Origin of the sequence: Geomicrobium sp. JCM 19039 (genome assembly GCF_000698145.1) — a bacterium.
Classification (GTDB): Bacteria; Bacillota; Bacilli; order Bacillales; family Marinococcaceae; genus Geomicrobium_A.
Genome location: NZ_BAXB01000001.1, coordinates 114,686 through 131,384 on the forward strand (window position 1 = coordinate 114,686; position 16,699 = coordinate 131,384).

The 16,699-nt window shown below is 43.5% G+C and carries 19 protein-coding genes; 8 read left to right on the top strand and 11 right to left on the bottom strand.

The features are described from left to right. The first annotated feature begins 37 nt into the window (after positions 1-37). Entirely contained in the window at positions 38-2,293 is a 2,256-nt protein-coding gene (locus tag JCM19039_RS00605; RefSeq protein WP_042422844.1) for a hypothetical protein, read from the top strand. Positions 2,294-2,339: 46 nt separating this feature from the next. Here the strand turns inward: JCM19039_RS00605 and JCM19039_RS00610 are convergent, their stop codons facing one another. From JCM19039_RS00610 to JCM19039_RS00625, 4 genes are all read right to left on the bottom strand, one after another. Further along, a complete protein-coding gene (locus JCM19039_RS00610) occupies positions 2,340-2,840 on the bottom strand; it encodes a GNAT family N-acetyltransferase (protein ID WP_042422846.1) in 501 nt (166 codons plus the stop codon). 17 nt (positions 2,841-2,857) lie between these two features. Next, complete coding sequence (locus JCM19039_RS00615) at positions 2,858-3,085, bottom strand: GNAT family N-acetyltransferase (RefSeq protein WP_042422849.1); 228 nt, start codon at positions 3,083-3,085, stop codon at positions 2,858-2,860. A 52-nt stretch (positions 3,086-3,137) separates the two neighbouring features. Then, positions 3,138-3,380 (bottom strand): (4Fe-4S)-binding protein, encoded by a 243-nt coding sequence (locus JCM19039_RS00620; protein ID WP_042422852.1) that lies wholly within the window; start codon positions 3,378-3,380, stop codon positions 3,138-3,140. 66 nt (positions 3,381-3,446) lie between these two features. After that, complete coding sequence (locus JCM19039_RS00625; protein ID WP_042422855.1) at positions 3,447-3,788, bottom strand: VOC family protein; 342 nt, start codon at positions 3,786-3,788, stop codon at positions 3,447-3,449. A 134-nt stretch (positions 3,789-3,922) separates the two neighbouring features. Here JCM19039_RS00625 and JCM19039_RS00630 point away from each other — a divergent pair, with 134 nt between their 5' ends. The 5 genes from JCM19039_RS00630 to JCM19039_RS26170 all read left to right on the top strand — a co-directional run bounded on the left by JCM19039_RS00630 (position 3,923) and on the right by JCM19039_RS26170 (position 9,587). Next, complete coding sequence (locus tag JCM19039_RS00630) at positions 3,923-5,140, top strand: DUF418 domain-containing protein (RefSeq protein WP_042422858.1); 1,218 nt, start codon at positions 3,923-3,925, stop codon at positions 5,138-5,140. Between the two features lie 142 nt (positions 5,141-5,282). Continuing rightward, a complete protein-coding gene (locus JCM19039_RS00635) occupies positions 5,283-5,828 on the top strand; it encodes a GNAT family N-acetyltransferase (RefSeq protein WP_042422860.1) in 546 nt (181 codons plus the stop codon). Between the two features lie 206 nt (positions 5,829-6,034). Beyond that, complete coding sequence (locus tag JCM19039_RS00640) at positions 6,035-7,303, top strand: extracellular solute-binding protein (RefSeq protein WP_042422863.1); 1,269 nt, start codon at positions 6,035-6,037, stop codon at positions 7,301-7,303. Positions 7,304-7,323: 20 nt separating this feature from the next. Beyond that, positions 7,324-7,788 (top strand): alpha-amylase family glycosyl hydrolase, encoded by a 465-nt coding sequence (locus JCM19039_RS26165; RefSeq protein ID WP_052398376.1) that lies wholly within the window; start codon positions 7,324-7,326, stop codon positions 7,786-7,788. 8 nt (positions 7,789-7,796) lie between these two features. Continuing rightward, positions 7,797-9,587, top strand: a complete 1,791-nt coding sequence (locus JCM19039_RS26170) for an alpha-amylase family glycosyl hydrolase (RefSeq protein WP_052398377.1) — start codon at positions 7,797-7,799, stop codon at positions 9,585-9,587. Between the two features lie 41 nt (positions 9,588-9,628). On the opposite strand, the gene JCM19039_RS00650 is transcribed toward JCM19039_RS26170, so the two are convergent. From JCM19039_RS00650 to JCM19039_RS24765, 4 genes are all read right to left on the bottom strand, one after another. Next, positions 9,629-10,066: a GNAT family N-acetyltransferase gene (locus JCM19039_RS00650; protein ID WP_052398378.1), complete on the bottom strand. Its 438-nt coding sequence runs from the start codon at positions 10,064-10,066 to the stop codon at positions 9,629-9,631. Positions 10,067-10,078: 12 nt separating this feature from the next. Continuing rightward, positions 10,079-10,669 (bottom strand): DUF6320 domain-containing protein, encoded by a 591-nt coding sequence (locus JCM19039_RS00655; RefSeq protein ID WP_238544872.1) that lies wholly within the window; start codon positions 10,667-10,669, stop codon positions 10,079-10,081. A gap of 71 nt (positions 10,670-10,740) precedes the next feature. Then, the gene (locus JCM19039_RS24760; RefSeq protein ID WP_052398379.1) at positions 10,741-11,331 is read right to left on the bottom strand and encodes a hypothetical protein; all 591 of its coding nucleotides are present in this window, start codon (positions 11,329-11,331) and stop codon (positions 10,741-10,743) included. Between the two features lie 2 nt (positions 11,332-11,333). Further along, positions 11,334-11,996, bottom strand: a complete 663-nt coding sequence (locus tag JCM19039_RS24765; protein WP_052398380.1) for a hypothetical protein — start codon at positions 11,994-11,996, stop codon at positions 11,334-11,336. Positions 11,997-12,159: 163 nt separating this feature from the next. Here JCM19039_RS24765 and JCM19039_RS00665 point away from each other — a divergent pair, with 163 nt between their 5' ends. Next, the gene (locus tag JCM19039_RS00665; RefSeq protein ID WP_052398381.1) at positions 12,160-12,786 is read left to right on the top strand and encodes a MerR family transcriptional regulator; all 627 of its coding nucleotides are present in this window, start codon (positions 12,160-12,162) and stop codon (positions 12,784-12,786) included. A 91-nt stretch (positions 12,787-12,877) separates the two neighbouring features. Here the strand turns inward: JCM19039_RS00665 and JCM19039_RS00670 are convergent, their stop codons facing one another. Then, positions 12,878-13,261 (bottom strand): hypothetical protein, encoded by a 384-nt coding sequence (locus JCM19039_RS00670; protein WP_042422866.1) that lies wholly within the window; start codon positions 13,259-13,261, stop codon positions 12,878-12,880. Positions 13,262-13,532: 271 nt separating this feature from the next. On the opposite strand from JCM19039_RS00670, the gene JCM19039_RS00675 reads away from it, so the two are divergent. Further along, positions 13,533-13,970, top strand: a complete 438-nt coding sequence (locus tag JCM19039_RS00675) for a GNAT family N-acetyltransferase (RefSeq protein ID WP_052398382.1) — start codon at positions 13,533-13,535, stop codon at positions 13,968-13,970. Positions 13,971-15,181: 1,211 nt separating this feature from the next. On the opposite strand, the gene JCM19039_RS00680 is transcribed toward JCM19039_RS00675, so the two are convergent. Beyond that, on the bottom strand, positions 15,182-16,249 hold the full coding sequence (locus tag JCM19039_RS00680) for a DUF3900 domain-containing protein (protein WP_042422869.1): 1,068 nt from the start codon (positions 16,247-16,249) through the stop codon (positions 15,182-15,184). 256 nt (positions 16,250-16,505) lie between these two features. Beyond that, a complete protein-coding gene (locus JCM19039_RS24110) occupies positions 16,506-16,652 on the bottom strand; it encodes a hypothetical protein (protein ID WP_193744104.1) in 147 nt (48 codons plus the stop codon). Positions 16,653-16,699: the final 47 nt, after the last annotated feature.

A 16,699-nucleotide genomic window follows, 5' to 3' on the forward strand; every position in this document is an offset into this window, starting at 1 on the left:
CGACGTATCACTCTTTATGAGAAAAGGAGTGATTAGCATGAGTGAGTCATTACCCATCGTATCCGTTGACTTTAAAGACGGAGAAGTTACGCTCACAAGTGAGCAAGCAAAGGTGAGTGCTCATGAGCTTTACCGCTTAGGTGCTGACCTTGTCATGGAAAGCGGTTCTGTAGAACTGGAGATAAACTACTTCGATGAGGAAGGAACGACGGTAGAATCCGCATGCATGCCATTTCGAAGTACGAATATTGATGCTAGAGAAGGGATGGGCGTGTATGTGTACGGAAGAGCACCAGAACACGCTGTGACTGCTTCTTTGTCCATCACGGCAGGAATGGCAGCGGCGGCGAATTTGCGAAACTTGAACATTCGCTGGGAGAGTCAATTGGAACTGGATACCGAGGATAAAGAAGATTTAGGGGATATGGTTCTGAGCACGATCACTTCCAATGCTGCTCAAAATGAGTATGGTGAGTTGTTCTTTGCAACGAATGGGGATCCTGCGCTTTTTCAAGTGATTGATCTATACACAGGTGAGCGTATCTTTGAAGAACGAATCCCAGGGATTGATACAGCTTGGGGCATTGCCATCGGGTCAGATGAGAACGTATATTTCTCCGGTACGAGCAACCGCATGTTGTATCGGTACGATCGCGTAGAACAACGCCTTGAAAATTTAGGAGCCAACCCTTCTGAGCCATGGGTATGGGATTTAGCCGCAACAGAAGATGGGAAGGTTTACGGAGGAACGATGACGAGCGCAATGGTGTTTGAATACGACATTGCCACTGGAACGTTCGCGAACCTTGGCAGTATGAGTGAAACAGATCAGTATGTTCGTGGCATTGGTGCGACGGATCGCTACATTTATGCAGGCATTGGTATGACAGCGGGTGTCGTGAGAATTGATCGTGAAACAGGAGACCGCGACGAAGTGCCGATTCCTAATGCCGGGCAAGAAGGCATTATTGCGAACATTGAAGTGTACGCGGGCAAGCTGTTCATTCGTTCCGGCTGTTGTACAGTGTTCGTCATTGATGAACAGACCCATAAACTGCTGCAAACGTTACGATATCGAAATGAAATCTCCCCTCCAAACCCTAATAATGAGCGTGACCTTTATTACACGAGAGGGACGAGATTGTACTATTATAATATGGAAGATAACAAAGAGCATGATGTTTCTAATGTGAGCAACTTGTCGGATGCGGATATGCGGTCTCTCGGCTGGTTGAAAAAAGAAGACGAGTACGTACTCATCGGATTGAATCGTCTTGCAGAAGCGTTTGAATATAAGCCCGCATCTGGTGACTTTCAGTTTTTGACGATTGACGCCGCTCCGACAGGGGTGCCTATTCATTCGATAGAAATCGGGTTTGATGGCAACGTGTATATGGGTGGTTATCATAGGGGAATGACGATTTATGACCCTGTTGCTGAAGAGATTATTCATAGCGTGGAGAATATGCAACAATCGGAAGGCATCGGCTTTATGAATGGGAACGTCTACTTCGGTACGTATGGCCAAGCGAGAATCTATCGATACAACCCCTCCGAACCGTTTGACTTTGGAACGAATCCAGAAATGTTCAAAGCGATTGGTGAAGCTCAAGACCGCCCGTTTACGTTAACATCTGGGAACGATCATTTATTCGTTGGAACCATTCCAGATTACGGTCAACTTGGTGGTGCACTATCGATCTATGATGAAACCAACGATCGTTGGGACGTTCACCGTCATGTCGTACAAAACCAGAGCATTGTTGGGCTAGCGTACCTAAATGGAAAGGTGTACGGAGGTACATCGATTTGGGGTGGGGATGGGTCAGTGCCGACCGAAGATCATGCGAAGCTGTTTGTTTGGGATGTCGAGAAAGGCGAAGTCGAGACGGTACTCACCCCGAACGTTTCTGGCAGCGATATGCGACCAAAAATGATCGGAGAACTTGCGGTCGGTCCCGACGGTTTCATTTGGGGGCTAATGGATGGAACGGTGTTTGCAATGAATCCTGACACGCTTGAAATTGTGAAAAGTAGAGTCATCTACTCAAGTAATTTCAGTGCAAGCAAATGGCGTCCATTTCATTTGCGATTTGCTCCGGACGGACTTATCTATACGACGGCAGGCAGAAAGTTGACCGTGATTGATCCAGAAACGTTGCATCACCGTCTGATTGAAAATGACGTTCACCTTATGACCGTCGATGAGCATAACCAGTTGTACTTTGCGTCTGGATTTACAGGTGCAAACCTTCTAAGAAAACGAGTCATCAATCACCGACCTACCGTTTAGGTAATGCGCTTGGCCCCATCAAGATCGATGGGGCCAATTTCTTCATCTATAGATGTAAAACGAGTTGTAATTCATCACAATATACGTCGGGTCCTAGCTTCATAGAACGACTCATCTTCCCGTATTGCTCAAAACCTAACCGATGGTAAATGTTAAGGGCGGTTTCGTTATTCGTTGCTAACGTGACATGTATTTGTTCAATAGCGGCTTTCTCTCGCGCCAAATCAATGGCACTTTCCAACAGACGTGCGCCGTATCCTTTTCCTCTGTAATCAGGTGTAACATAAACCGCAAGCAAAGTCGCTTTATGTTTCAGTTTTTGTTGCTCATTCATTGCAAGGGTTGTCATGCCAACAAGCTTCTCATGATCGAAAGCACCAAAAGTGGCAAGGTCATCCCGAAACAAATGGTTTTGGAACGCTTCTAAATTCAGGCTCTTTTCTTCGTCAACGCTTGATGCAAAGCATTCTGGACATTGTTCTAATGACTCTAATCGCAACGTACGGTAGATGTTACTATAACGTGCATCCAATTGAATAATTGACATGATTCGACTCCCTGAATTTAATCTTTTTTGTGTAGCACATCTTCGTACTCTTTGTGTCTTTCGAACTCTGCTTTGGCAAACGGGCATAGTGGCATAATCTTCTTTCCTTGTTGCCTCATTTCATCCACCACGGAAGCGACTAGCTTAGAACCCGTCCCCTTCTCACGCATTTCGTCAGATACATACGTATGGTCAATAATGACCATAGAACTGCCCGAAGGTACAAAAGTAATCTCAGCAAGCATCTCCCGTCTGTATTCTCAATCACATGCTTTCGTTCTTGTCGCTTGATCTCCATTAGGAAGACTCCTTATGAATGTATTGGAGGGCGCCGCTTGGGCATAATTTGACCGTATGTTCGACTTCGTCAGGGCTGTCTTTGTCAGGAAGGATCCACGGTCGTCGCTCTGTATCAAAAACGTCTGGTGAGTTTCCGACACATTTTGCGGCATGTTCGCACATATCCTTATTGAAGTAGACATTGATCTTTTCACCATGGTATTCTTTAAAGCCACGTTCTTTAAGGTCTGTACTTTTCATGTTTTCATACCTCCTACTTTTAGTATACTTTTTACCCTTATTGATGGAGAGGTAAACGACGCCGGGTTAATAGAAACATGCTTGCATTTTGTTGTTGTCAGGATCATAAAACGTGAAAAATCGCTGATCCGCATCTTCTTCAATCGAACTTACTTGAACGTCAAGCTCTTGAAGATGCTGATGAGCTCGTGTAATGTTGCTCGTATAAAATATAGGGTACGTCGTATTCGTTTTTACTGAAGGTGTGCCTTCTTCAATTGTGAAAGGGGCTGAATGATCGCCAAAGCCTAAGATTGCGTATTGTTCACCCTGGTGCAACAGTGTGAACTGTAGTTTTTCATGGTACCAACGTATGGAAGCTTGGAGGTCTTTGACGGTAACACATATCGTATCGACACGTTCTAACATAATGTTTCACGCTCCTGTCTAATGATTACTCATTCGAGATCCGTCCACAAAATCCTCCATTAAAAAAAGCTTAAGATTCGGATTTTTTATTGCTGAGCAAGTTATAGTATAGATGCATAGAGAGGAGAGTTTCCATGAAACAACAAGGATTAGCAGCAAACGAACGAATTCAATCACTCGACATCATTCGAGGAATTGCACTACTGGGAATCGTTTTAGCCAACATGTCGTTTTTCAAGTCACAAGCTATTATGAGTGAGGTAATGCTAGTGCAAGGGTATGTGTTGCCAGATGGTGGGTTTGATGCGGCAGCTCGTCTATTTACGACTGCATTTATTGACGGGAAATTTTACCCGATGTTCAGTATGTTGTTCGGTCTAGGCTTTTACATCTTTTATCATCGATTGCTTCAAAAAGATGTGAATGCAACGCGCGTCTTCGTGCGGCGCCTCGTTTTTCTCATCGTCATCGGGCTCGTACATCTCTTCATGATCTGGTCCGGAGATATTTTGTTTACATACGGAATTACAGGATTCTTGCTCCTAGCTTTTGTGTCAAGAACGCCAAAGACTATCTTGATCTGGGCGGTTAGCATCCTTGTTAGTGCGACGGTTCTGCTGACATTACTAAATGTCCTCGGTGGAATTGGAATACAGCTTTCCAAATCCGCGGGCCTCTCATCGTTATCTGAAATGAAAGCGTACGACACAGCATTGGCAGAGCAGATGGCAGGCGGCGGGTATGCAGAAGTGTGGTTGGCGCGCTTGCCAGACGTCTTGCTCATGTTCTTCAATGCGTTTATGGTTATTCCCGGCATTCTTCCTCTTTTCCTGCTCGGTTTATATTTTGGGAAGAAGGGGATGTTCAAAAACGCTCAGGAGTACGCTCGGGTGTGGAAAAAGATTTGGGTGCATAGCTTGTGGGCAGGTTTGTTAGGAACGATAGTCGTCACCGCACTCATCCACAATTTCACGCCGCTACCGAGTGCAGTTGGATTTGGACTAGCACAAGGCCTACGCACGTTGACAGGGCCAATTCTTATGTTGTTCTACGTCTCTTCACTCGTGCTTCTTACCCAAAAAGAAACATGGCAACGAATGTTGAAGCCATTCGCAAATGCCGGCCGAATGGCACTCACCAACTACCTCATGCAAAGCATCGTACTCGTTTTCATTTTTTACGGCTTTGGCTTTGGACTGTACGGTCAAGTAGGCGAAGGAGTAGGATTTCTCCTCGGTGTCGGCCTGTTCGTCGTTCAAGTTATTCTCAGCACACTGTATTTAAAGAAATTCAACCAAGGACCAATGGAGTTCTTGTGGAGAAAGTGGACATACGGACGCAGCAACGGGTAACGACTTGTGACTGGAATCTGCGCTCTAGTTTACGTATTGTGCGCGTAAGTTCGCAAGGTTGTATTTATAAGACCACTTATTTTTCGAACTAGAGCGCAGATTGTACAGTGTGGCCATGACGAAACATGAAGGAGGGATCGGAGTGATTCATATTGAAACACCTAGACTACGGTTACGTGATTGGGAAGACGGGGACACCGATCCTTTTTACTCGATCAACAGTGACCCGAAGGTGATGGAACATTTCCCGAGCAGGCTATCAACGGAAGAGTCAGCAAATCTACAGAAACGTATCATTGAAGAAATGAGCGAATACGGCTATCTATTGTACGCCGTAGATTTGAAAGAAACCGGACAATTTATTGGATTTATCGGCTTTCATCACGCCACCTTCCCCGCTGATTTCACCCCGTGTATTGAAATTGGTTGGCGCCTATCCCCAAAGGCTTGGGGAAGAGGGCTAGCTACCGAAGGGGCAACCGCATGCTTAACCTATGGCTTCAATGAGCTAGGCTTTACAGATGTCTACAGCTTCACAGCGTGTACGAACCAACCGTCCATACGCGTGATGGAACGCTTAAATTTTGCCTTTGAGAAGACATTCCAACACCCAAACATCGCAGCCTCGCACCGATTGTCTGAACATGTTTTGTATAGTACGAATGTGGTCCGGTGGACGCGTACTTAATTGTGTTATGCAATCGTTTCGACAAAACATAAAGCAGTAGCTTTCAATGCTTGCATAAGGGTTTCATTAATTGTGGTTGTAACAATCTTATTGGAAGCGCTACCATATAAAGATAGACAAAGAGTAATATGTATGGTCTAATAAAATGAGTTATAACATTTTGAATTTTATGCAATCGTTTGCACGGAAAAAGGGAGGAGATTCATATGAAGTATCACTACGGTTTGATTGCGACGAGCTGCTTATTGCTCATGGCATGTGCCCCGGATCGTGAAGAAGAAGCGAGTGTTGAAGACCCAGACAATACTGAAAGTGAAGGTGCAGAACCTGATAAACCAGATCAGCTACATATGTGGATTCATGACAATGATGAGCAAGCCAATGCCATTGAAGACATGGCAAGTGAGTATACCGAAGCTACAGGTATTGAAGTTCAGTTGACACGGATGAATTATGATGACCAAGCCGAGAACATTGCGCTAGATGGACCAGCAGGCACAGGGCCTGACATATACTTTAAGCCCCATGATTATACCGGTGAACTTGCTGTGCAAAGTCTCGCAGAGCCTCTAGATTTGGATGAAGAGCAACTCGAACGATTCACTCCAGAGAGCTTACAGGCGATGACCTATGAAGGGGAATTATACGGTTTACCATTTGTCTCAGAAACGGCAGCTTTATTATACAATGTGGAGCTCGTTGAAGAAGCTCCTGAGACGATTGAAGATTTGCTACTGATCGCTGAAGAGCTGACAGACGCAGGGAACGATGAATATGGGTTTCTGACTGTTCCCATCTATTATTACTCTCATTCATTTATTACAGGCTACGGTGGTTATATATTTGGAGAAAATGAAAGCGGTTACGATGTTGGAGACGTTGGTTTAGCAAATGATGGTGCTATTGAAGGCGCGGAACGATTTCAGTCTCTGTTTGAAGATGGTTTGATTCCGTCTTCGATCAACCCTGAAATTCAAGACGGGTTATTTGCAGAAGGCAAGATTGGCGTTTCGCACACAGGTCCTTGGAATATCAACCCTTATGGAGAAGCCATTGGTGAGGAGAACTTGCGCTCAGCTCCACTTCCTGTTTTAGAAAATGGAGAGCCAGCTTCGTCACTTGTTGGTTTTAAGTCATGGCTCTTATCCCCTTATTCTGAACATCAGTACTGGGCGCAAGACCTTATGCTTCACCTTACGTCAGATGAGCAGAACATGTCTTATTATATGGCTACTGGCGAAATGCCTGCAGTATCAACTTTATTAGAGGCACCAGAAATAGCGGATGACGAATTGATGTCAGGTTTTGCAGAGCAAATTGTAAATGGAGAGCCGATGCCAAATGTACCTGAGATTGATCCAGTATTTGGGGCAATGGGGGATGCGATGTTGTTCTTAGCAGATGGTGAAGATGCAGAAGAAATTATGACGGAGGCAGTGGAGCAAATTCAACAAGATATTGACACGATGAATTAAATCATAAGAGGAGCTAATCGATGAAACAACTTATTCAACTTATGAAATTTATCATTGTAGTTTTCCTGGTTACTACACTAACCCTGGTAGACGTAGGGCAAGCAGCAATCTCTTCACCTAATGCACCTGTCGGAGACAATCTTGGACCTGTTACCTCAAGGGATACAATCTATCAAATCGTAACGGATCGGTTTGTTGATGGAAATTCGAACAACAATGTGCCAGAAGGTTTTGATCCGACATTATTTGATGGGACGGGAGAGGATTTAAAGCTTTACCAAGGTGGAGACTTTGCAGGAATCGTTGAAAAAATACCTTATTTAAAGGAGATGGGCATTACTGCTGTTTGGATTTCCGCGCCATACAGTAATCGAGATACAGAAATATTGGACTATCAATCCGATGGAAGCATTGATCGCTGGACGAGCTTCCACGCTATCACGCCCGAAATTTCTTTGAAACGAATCAGCATTTTGGATCTATGAGAGATTTTATGGATATGAAAAACGAGTTGCAAAACAACGGAATTAAAGTGGTACTAGATTTTGTTTCTAACCATACAAGTCGTTGGCAAAATCCTACCATCGGTAATGTACCTGAAGATGGGCAGCTATTCGAACCGAATCGGGACGAAAATGGGAGGTATATGTTTGATGATGACGGTGAACCTACTGTCGTTAACGGGAGGACAGAACAGCTGTTAGCTGATCCAAATGGCAGTTTAAACGCTAATTGGTTTTACCGAATTGGTGATCGAGGTAATGATGAATCTAGATACGGATTCCGTTACAAAGATCTTGGTTCATTAGCAAGTTTCAATCATGAGAATCCTGCGGTAATTCAACATTTAGATGATGCAGTGCAGTTTTGGGTTAACACCGGGATTGATGGCATTCGACACGATGCAACACTTCATTTAAACCCTGCTTTTATGAAGGGATTTAAGCAGAGAATTGATTCAAATAACAACGGTCCAATAACACAATTTGGGGAATTTTTTATTGGTAGACCGGATCAAAAATATGATGAGTACGTTAGCTTTCCAGATCGTACTGGCGTGAACAACCTCGATTTTGAATGGTATCGAGCATCCGCCAATACTTTCGGAAATTTCTCGGAATCTATGAGTGATTTTGGAGATATGCTTGTGAAAACAGAACAAGATTATTCTTATGAAAACCAAGCTGTAACATTTCTTGATAATCACGATGTGACTCGATTTAGGTATACACAACAAAATGATAGGCCTTATCACGCAGGGATCGTCGCTTTAATGACGAGTAGAGGTATTCCTAATATTTACTATGGCACAGAACAATATCTGGACTCCGATGATGCAAGTGATATTGCGGGTCGAGTGTTCATGGAAAGAGAAACAGAATTTAATGAAAATACAGTAGCATTTCAAACCATTTCATCTCTAGCTGAACTTCGACAGCAGAACCCAGCGATTGCTTACGGTTTGACGAACATACGCCATAGTAGCGAACACGTACTCGTTTATGAGCGTAGTTTCTATGATTATACAGTCGTTGTAGCCATTAACCGCCATCCAGATGAAGCGTTTAACGTGCCCTCAGTTCCGACTCAATTGCCTAATGACACTTATGAAGATGTTCTAAGGGGGTTGTTAGATGGACAAAGTGTTGAAGTCAGTGACGGTCAATTGCCAAGTTTTGAATTATCAGGTGGAGCTTCTGCTGTATGGTCTTATAACAATCATTCAAGTGAGCAACCGATGATTGGGGATGTCATTTCTACAATGGGCGTGGCAGGAGACCGTGTTCACTTATATGGAGAAAACCTCTCAGAAGCGAGTGTTTGGTTCGGTGACGTAGAAGCAGAAGTTATTGATCGAGGTGATCAAGAATTGGTCACTCTAGTGCCAACAGGATTAGATGCGGGTGATGTATCCATTACCCTTCAATCTGGAGCAACAACAAGTAATGCTTTTACTTTCCATAAGTTAAGTGGTGAACAAACCCAAGTTGTCTTTAATATTGAAGCGAACACGAATTTTGGGGAGACGATTCATGTAGTTGGAAACATACCAGAACTAGGAAGTTGGGATGCGGATCGATCGACTGAGGCGTTTCTTAATCCTGAACATCCTTACTGGTTTTTACCGGTAAGCGTACCGATAAATGAAGAAATTGAATATAAGTTTATTAAGAAGAACGAGCAAGGTGATGTTATTTGGGAAAGTGGCACAAATCGTACGCTCGATACTCCTTCAAATTTCTCAGATGTTAAATTTACTGAAACGGATGTCTTTCAAAACTAACCGACAAAAAAGCAGCAGGTATACAAAACCTGCTGCTTTTTTTAATTTAGCGCTCTGCCCCAGCCACTGGCGATTTTTGTGAACTGTTGTGACTCATAAAACTGTTGTGCAAGCAGGCGTTCGTTGCGGTTGCCTGTATTGACAAAAAGCTGATCTGCCCCGATACTCTTGCCCCAATCGTCCGCAGCACTTATGAGAAGAGATGCGATGCCTTTACCGCGATGATACTCATCGGTGATTAAGGTGACGATTCGAACATATGTCGTGTCTTTTTCATAATACATGCTCGCATGTAAGCCAATCATGCCGAGTATTTCTTTGGAGTGGTGTTCGTGAGTTACATAGGTTCGATAATCAGGATGTGTGGCGAATTTTTGTAAACGTCGTTCCATACGTGAAGTGTTCGTTGGGTAGCCTAATTGGGTCATCAAATCAGTTACGTAACAACCGTCATCTGCTGTTGCTAGACGTACATTCATTGAAACCACTCCTTAAATATGAAACCGTCGGACGAATTCATTACGCATCGTGCGATTCGCGAATAGCGCCATGCCAATGAGGGTGAGCAGCGCATAAAATGCAGTGATCGCACTCGGCCATAAGACGAGCGACAGAGAGCTTAAGAACAATAAAACAGGCATAAAGCCAAGAACGATCATCGTCATCATGTACCCTAAGTATTCTCGCCACTTCATCGGTTTGTTCAGAATGATAATCGTAACGATTAATGTTGCGCTGATGACGAGAAAGGGAATGACGTAGTGGATCGACCAACGGGTCGCACCTGCAGCAGTATCGAGTACAATGAGCATCGCCGATAATGCGAGCACTTGAAAAATAATTTTTGAACCTGCATGTGCACGGGAGAGGATCGTGTGATTGACGAGAAGAAGTACGTACAGCACAGGTCCAACTATATAAAATACCCAGAGCACGTCCGGTGTTGTCAGCAAATTAATTAACAGCGAGCCGCTAATGATAAAAAGAGCGATAAATAGTGTGACTTTCTGTTTCATGTATCGCTGTTTTGAGCGATTATGGTAGACCGGATAATGATCGGCGAGTTTTTCTTCTTCAGTCAATTTCCGGCTGCATAGTGGGCAGACTTGCTGTTGAGTTTGCACTTGACAGTGTTCGCAATGCTGCAAGGAAATCATCCTCCGTCATTTGAGTAAACTTCGACATCGATCCCTGATATTTCCACAAGTTGCGTGAAGAAAGCACGAATCACATCGCTTTCCTCAATCGACCGGGCGAAAGAAATAACAAAGCGGTCGTTAATTGAGCAAATTCCCCCATTTATAGGGCTTTTTTTTGTTGGATACATCACCATTTCCATCTGTTCAATCGCTGTGCTCACGTCTTTTGGCAAGGATATGTTGCCGATGTTCGTGAGCGTGATCGTTTTCGTTCGTTCCCCGTAACTTTTGTAGCCGTAGCGAATGGCTTGATATTTCAAAATCGCTGGTACGAACCGTGCGGTGAGCATGTTTTGTAATTTCACATGGTGGTTCAGACCTTGTTGTAATTTCTCTTGCTCTGTTTTTTTCTTTAATTGTTCTACAACTTCTGTGTGAATCATTTCCAGTGATGTTTCTTCAGTCACTTCCATTCCAACGTTCACGACCGCAAAAAAATTACGCAATGATTTGGAAGGGAAAATGGACCGTAAATTCACGGGGATGGCAATCTTTATTGGTTCACTACGGTTTCTAAATCGCAGCTTTTCACGATAAATGCTCATAATTAAAACCGAAGTAAGGTAGGTAGTGATTGTACCTGTATTGTTTTCGCCGCTTTTCGTAGTTCAAGTGCACTCATCACTCCGTGAATCACTACGGTTTCTTCAATCGGTGTTCCTTTTATTTGATAGGCATTTTCTTCCTTCGTTCGTTTCGATGAATCGCTAGACTTGTAGTTCTGATAACTATCATCAAGCTCATACTCGCTAGGTGTACCCGATACATCAATGACTGTGCCGTCATTGTTCGGTTGTTCACCGGTTTGATTCAAGTAGTCAAAGACGAGTGCTTTTAGAAATTCAAGCGCTCCTGTACCATCAGTTACCGAATGAAAGAACTCTACAGAGATTCGCTTTTTGTAATAGAGCACGCGAAATAAATACCCATTCGTCTCAATCGGGTCGACGGGTGAGCACGGAAATGTTGATTCTTCTTTAACGAATAATTTCTTGTCATTTTCCACGAGAAAATCCCAAAACACGCCACGACCTAATTTCACTGCGAACATCGGGAACCGCTTCATTACGTGATCCAATGATGTTTGCAGCTTGTCCGGTTGTACGTGTTCGTTCATGATCATCGCAATGCGAAACACAGATGAATTCGCACGTTCAGATACAGCATGAAAGACTTTCCCGGCATTATCAATTTTATACCACTGGTCCATCATGCACTCCCCCGAATGTGTTTATTGTTATCATAGCATTTCCAACTCGCTAACAACATTCACATTTCGAGAAAAAATAGTCAAACAAAAGAGATGATCCATTCGATTTGACACGTTCTGTACAATGATAAGGAATGAGTAACGGTTAAAAGAGGTGGTTTAATTGTATACGATCGGCACACTGTCCAAAAAAACGGGAGTCACCATCCGTACGTTAGATTATTACGATGAGATTGGCTTACTATCTCCTCATAACAAAACAGAGGGAGGGCATCGTTTATATAGTGACGAAGAAGTGTTCAGATTAGAGAAAATACTATCGCTGAAATTTTTAGGGTTGTCTCTTGAGACGATACAGTCGTTCATGAAAGAACGAACAACTACGTGGGAAGCTGAACTATCCAGGCAAATGCGAATGGTGCAACAACAAAAAGAACGGCTAACCCAAATTGAAACAGCGATTCGCAGTGTGCTCTACTCAGTGAAAGTTGAACATGACGTAAACTGGGCTGTCATTTTTCAAGTGATGAACCTTTATCAAGAAGGGATGATGCCTGCGAACGATACATTGAACCAATACCTTAATAATGAGGAAAAAGAAAGAATGCTTTCTATAAGTTATGATCAACAGACGGAAGAACAATGGCTCGCGCTTATTCAAGACATTCGTTCTAATCTTCACGAATTGCCGACTTCGACGGTAGCCCAGCAACTGCTTGACCGTTGGCTAGCGGGCACGTACGAGATGTATGGTGAGGATAAGCAATTCCTTGGCAAAACGTGGACATGATTGCAAATGAGAGTGAAAGTGTCTTATTCTATCCAATGACTAAAGAAGTTGTGGAATTCATTACTGCTGCTATGCACGTGAGGGACAAGTCTCACCACCAACTGTAATAAAGAAGCCGAGCATCGCTTTTAAAGTTAAACAAAGCTAAGATGGTTTTGCACACTTGAGCAGTATACGAAACATCTTGGTAATACCATTCGTCATAGGAAGTCTCTCCAAAAAAAGGACCAGCTAGGGCGGGCAACGTGTAATGGGAAGTGGAAGGGTCATTTAACGTCTCCGAGCATACGTGGAGTAATTGTTCAAGTTGCTCTCGGGTGACAGGATACATTTTGCAGTCATCTTGTTCATGTTGAACGTTCTCAACAAACCAGCGATGAATGTGATTCGCTTTGCGCCAATAAGCGATTTCTTCGTGGTATACATCATCAAAATCATTTCTCTTTTCAACGACTAAATACATATCTAATCCCAAATAATCACCTCGTCTTCTTCGTATTTCAAGGACAGGTGTGCATAAAGGGCAAAAGGTTGGGGATAAAGGATCGCAAAGTTGAGGGTTTAAAGAAGTAACAGCTTGAGGTAAGTAAGTCGTGCGAAGGTGACTCACTGACTATTATAAATGTTTGGGTATTAATTGTGTAGAGGACAAACTACAGATTTATCTGGAGAAAAACATGAACCATGAATAATGTGTATGACGGAGGTTGCGGGGGAAATAGATAAAAGAGACGAGGAGGGGTTTCATGATTGCATATGTGCAGGCGACGGAAGATGATTTTGACAAGCTATTAGCGCTACGCACGACAGTGATGGCTGACGACTTTAAGCGACACGAAATTGATGTAAATCGAACGAAGTATTATTTCGCCAAAGCTTTTCAGCCACAATACACATCAATACTGATGCTTGAAAATAATGAAATTGGTTGTGTTTCAGTACAACCAGGTGAAGGTGGGGAAGATGAGCTAAAACACTTTTATTTGTATCCAAGGTTTCAAGGTTATGGGTACGGAACAGAAGTGTTAAAGCGAATTATCCGTGAGCAGAGGAAGAATGGGCGAAACCTCACTCTGCACGTGTTCAAAGGAAGCGAAGCCATTCCTTTATACAAAAAACACGGGTTTAATGTCGTTGAAGTAGGAGATTTTACCGAACGTCTTAGGCTATCGGTAGCCGAGTAACGGGGTGGAGGTGCGGTGGGGTCTGCCCGGTTATGTTAGGTAGAGAAGGGTTTCTAGTGCTTGGCATATAGCGGGGAAGTGTGAACTATATAAGGTGAGCTTTACATTGTTAAATCATTAAAATTACACGAACCGTCACGTTCGCTTTTGCTCTCTACATAGGTTGAGGTGGTTTTTGCTTACATAAACGCTTGGTTGTACACCGTTTGGGGATTTTTATGAGATCGGCGATCTAGATAGAATGAACTTAACATTTTCCTAATTGCGCAGTTTGTTCCAACTGGAGCGCAGATTCCAGGCTGAAGTGCCACCGACATGTCGGCTCCAACGGGGCCGAAACGAAACCGAACTCGGTTCGGCGCGGCTTGCGCCGACGTCTTGTGGGTACTTCGGGGCGGGGATTGTACAGGTGACCCGGTAATCTGTTCCCGAGTTTATGAGAATAGACCGCTGTTCTTGCGATTTCCCCCAACTTGAGAACAGTTCGGCCGCAACTCGAGCACAGTTTCCACTTTCCCCAAGCTTACCATTGGTTTTTGAAGAATTTCTTTCGTGCAACTTATCTAGATCGTTTTTTCACGATTTTCTGCACAGGTGATGGCGGCGGCCGTTCATATTGGTAGTTTTTAGAGATAAGCGATCTAGATCACGCCTCAAATACTCTAGATCGCTTTGGAACACCGCTGTTTACCTGACAATGGTCAATCTATGTACGCTCGTTTCTACACTGAACTTCAACCCATTATTCTAGCAACCATCGGCACCAAAGGTGCCGAAACAAGATCAGATGGACTTCGGCATACGTTTAGCAAGGATTGAAGGTAATCATTGAGGGTAGGTTTACTTAAGTACGGGAAATTGCTTTGTATTTGGAGGAAAAGCTAGTTTTTAAGGGGGGGAAGCGTATTGAAAATCTGTTTCCAAAGATCATTTATTTGGAAACAGATTCACCTATAAATGACCGTTTCCGTCTCATTTTGCTTCCAATCAATGGCTATCTGCTTCCAAACAGGCGGATATGGAAATAGATTCAGTGCTATAAAGAAAATGAGCCCAACTCTACTTCCAAAGCCTTCTACTGTCGCGCGCTTTGCTGCGCTAGTAGGAACAATACTCGGTAGAATCCCTTGCCTAATAAAGATGATGAAAGATACCTGCGATCAGGTGGAACGGGGTTTCGATCTAATCTCTAGACCGCTTTCCTACTAGACTTAGTCGGCAGAGCGGTCATTCATCTTTTTAATTAAGGAATAGATGTCTTCAGGTTTGTAAAACTCGACGGGTGTCGCGCCTTTTTCGAATGTAAGCTCATCGGCTTCGGCGATGAGTACATATCGTCCGTTTAGTTTGGCGATGTGTAAGCTTTCACCAAAGTCGGCAAGCAAGCCTTTTACTTCGGTTTCACCGAGCTTTACCTGAATCCGGGCTTCGGGGGTTTGTTCAACGATTTGCGCAGATGCTTCGACGACTTGATGGGTTTCAAGGTGCTCATTGATCTCACGCTTATCGCTCGTTTCCCACTCATCGAGGGAACGTTCCCAGTTTACTTTTTCTTCGCTTTCTTCTGCAAAGCTCTCTGAAATATGCTCGGTCATCATGCCCTTTACCTGTTCTCTCATCATGACGGGGACGCTGTCTCCGTACTCAACAAATGCGAGGAAGTCTTGGAAGTAACGAGCATGAGAGGCTTGGTGAATCTTCAGCTCCGCAGGTTGAACCATTCCTTCTTCAATCATGAACGGATATTGAATCGACTTCATATTCTTCGTAGTGATGGCGTACTCGATCTTTCGCAAAAGCGTCGATTCGTCGCTAATCGACGCCACCTTTGGTTCGAAATCACATTTTAAGATAAATACGAACTCATCGGAAAAATACTTTTTAGGTACAGCTGAAGCCACGAGAAAGACACCGCCACGAACCGCAGCAGTTTCGGTGTATAGCTTTGCGAAAGTGTTGCTATGTTCAGTGAACACGTCGCTCGTTTCTGCACGTATCGTCTTTTGAAACAATGCGTAATTCGGGTTCGAATCAAGCGGATAGTCGGCCTCTGTTAGAAATCGTCCAATTTTCGTTGGCACTTGATCGGACTTCGGATGGTGCTCTGCTTTTCGTTTAACAATTTTCTTTAACTCACCGTCGAGAAAGTCCTTCAGTTCACTTTCGTCAAATTGCTCTTGGTCTAAGGTTTGATAATGTTTATAGTGACGGCTCGCGTCATCGCCACTACCCTCAACTTCAATCACATAAAATGATAGAAACTTCACATTAAACTCCATTTAATCCCACCTCTTGATGTACGCAACAAGTATACGCACAGGAAAGGGACAAATCAATGGATGAATAATGGAATATATATAAAGATACCAAGCAATGAAATGACAGAAAGAAGTAGCATTCCTTTCCAGCGTTTCCGTCTAAGGATAAGAGTAGAGACAATGATCCCTTGGATGAAAATTAGCGTAGCGCCACTGACCGTCAAAAGCAATGAACCGGCAAACGCTCCCGCAATATTAATCAGTATACCGAGGGGCATTAAAACGATGAGTAGAATGAGGGACGAACTTGTTTTAATTTTTTGAAGAATTTCTTTGCGGTGTTCTTCCGAAAATGTATCAAATTCAACGAGGCAAACCATCCAGTAATCATAAGGATGGCGCCAGTTACCGTAATCGCTCTCATAAAAAAACCTCCTAGAAATGGTTTTTCCATTTGTGAAGGAGTTCAAA

What these genes read in the sequence shown, in the direction of transcription:
- JCM19039_RS26170 (WP_052398377.1), top strand. Translation starts at nt 7,797, where the DNA reads ATGGATATGAAAAACGAGTTGCAAAACAACGGAATTAAAGTGGTACTA.
- JCM19039_RS26165 (WP_052398376.1), top strand. Translation starts at nt 7,324, where the DNA reads ATGAAACAACTTATTCAACTTATGAAATTTATCATTGTAGTTTTCCTG.
- JCM19039_RS00625 (WP_042422855.1), bottom strand. Translation starts at nt 3,788, where the DNA reads ATGTTAGAACGTGTCGATACGATATGTGTTACCGTCAAAGACCTCCAA.
- JCM19039_RS00650 (WP_052398378.1), bottom strand. Translation starts at nt 10,066, where the DNA reads ATGAATGTACGTCTAGCAACAGCAGATGACGGTTGTTACGTAACTGAT.
- JCM19039_RS24765 (WP_052398380.1), bottom strand. Translation starts at nt 11,996, where the DNA reads ATGGACCAGTGGTATAAAATTGATAATGCCGGGAAAGTCTTTCATGCT.
- JCM19039_RS00640 (WP_042422863.1), top strand. Translation starts at nt 6,035, where the DNA reads ATGAAGTATCACTACGGTTTGATTGCGACGAGCTGCTTATTGCTCATG.
- JCM19039_RS00615 (WP_042422849.1), bottom strand. Translation starts at nt 3,085, where the DNA reads ATGCTTGCTGAGATTACTTTTGTACCTTCGGGCAGTTCTATGGTCATT.
- JCM19039_RS00610 (WP_042422846.1), bottom strand. Translation starts at nt 2,840, where the DNA reads ATGTCAATTATTCAATTGGATGCACGTTATAGTAACATCTACCGTACG.
- JCM19039_RS00680 (WP_042422869.1), bottom strand. Translation starts at nt 16,249, where the DNA reads ATGGAGTTTAATGTGAAGTTTCTATCATTTTATGTGATTGAAGTTGAG.
- JCM19039_RS24760 (WP_052398379.1), bottom strand. Translation starts at nt 11,331, where the DNA reads ATGAGCATTTATCGTGAAAAGCTGCGATTTAGAAACCGTAGTGAACCA.
- JCM19039_RS24110 (WP_193744104.1), bottom strand. Translation starts at nt 16,652, where the DNA reads ATGAGAGCGATTACGGTAACTGGCGCCATCCTTATGATTACTGGATGG.
- JCM19039_RS00630 (WP_042422858.1), top strand. Translation starts at nt 3,923, where the DNA reads ATGAAACAACAAGGATTAGCAGCAAACGAACGAATTCAATCACTCGAC.
- JCM19039_RS00620 (WP_042422852.1), bottom strand. Translation starts at nt 3,380, where the DNA reads ATGAAAAGTACAGACCTTAAAGAACGTGGCTTTAAAGAATACCATGGT.
- JCM19039_RS00605 (WP_042422844.1), top strand. Translation starts at nt 38, where the DNA reads ATGAGTGAGTCATTACCCATCGTATCCGTTGACTTTAAAGACGGAGAA.
- JCM19039_RS00675 (WP_052398382.1), top strand. Translation starts at nt 13,533, where the DNA reads ATGATTGCATATGTGCAGGCGACGGAAGATGATTTTGACAAGCTATTA.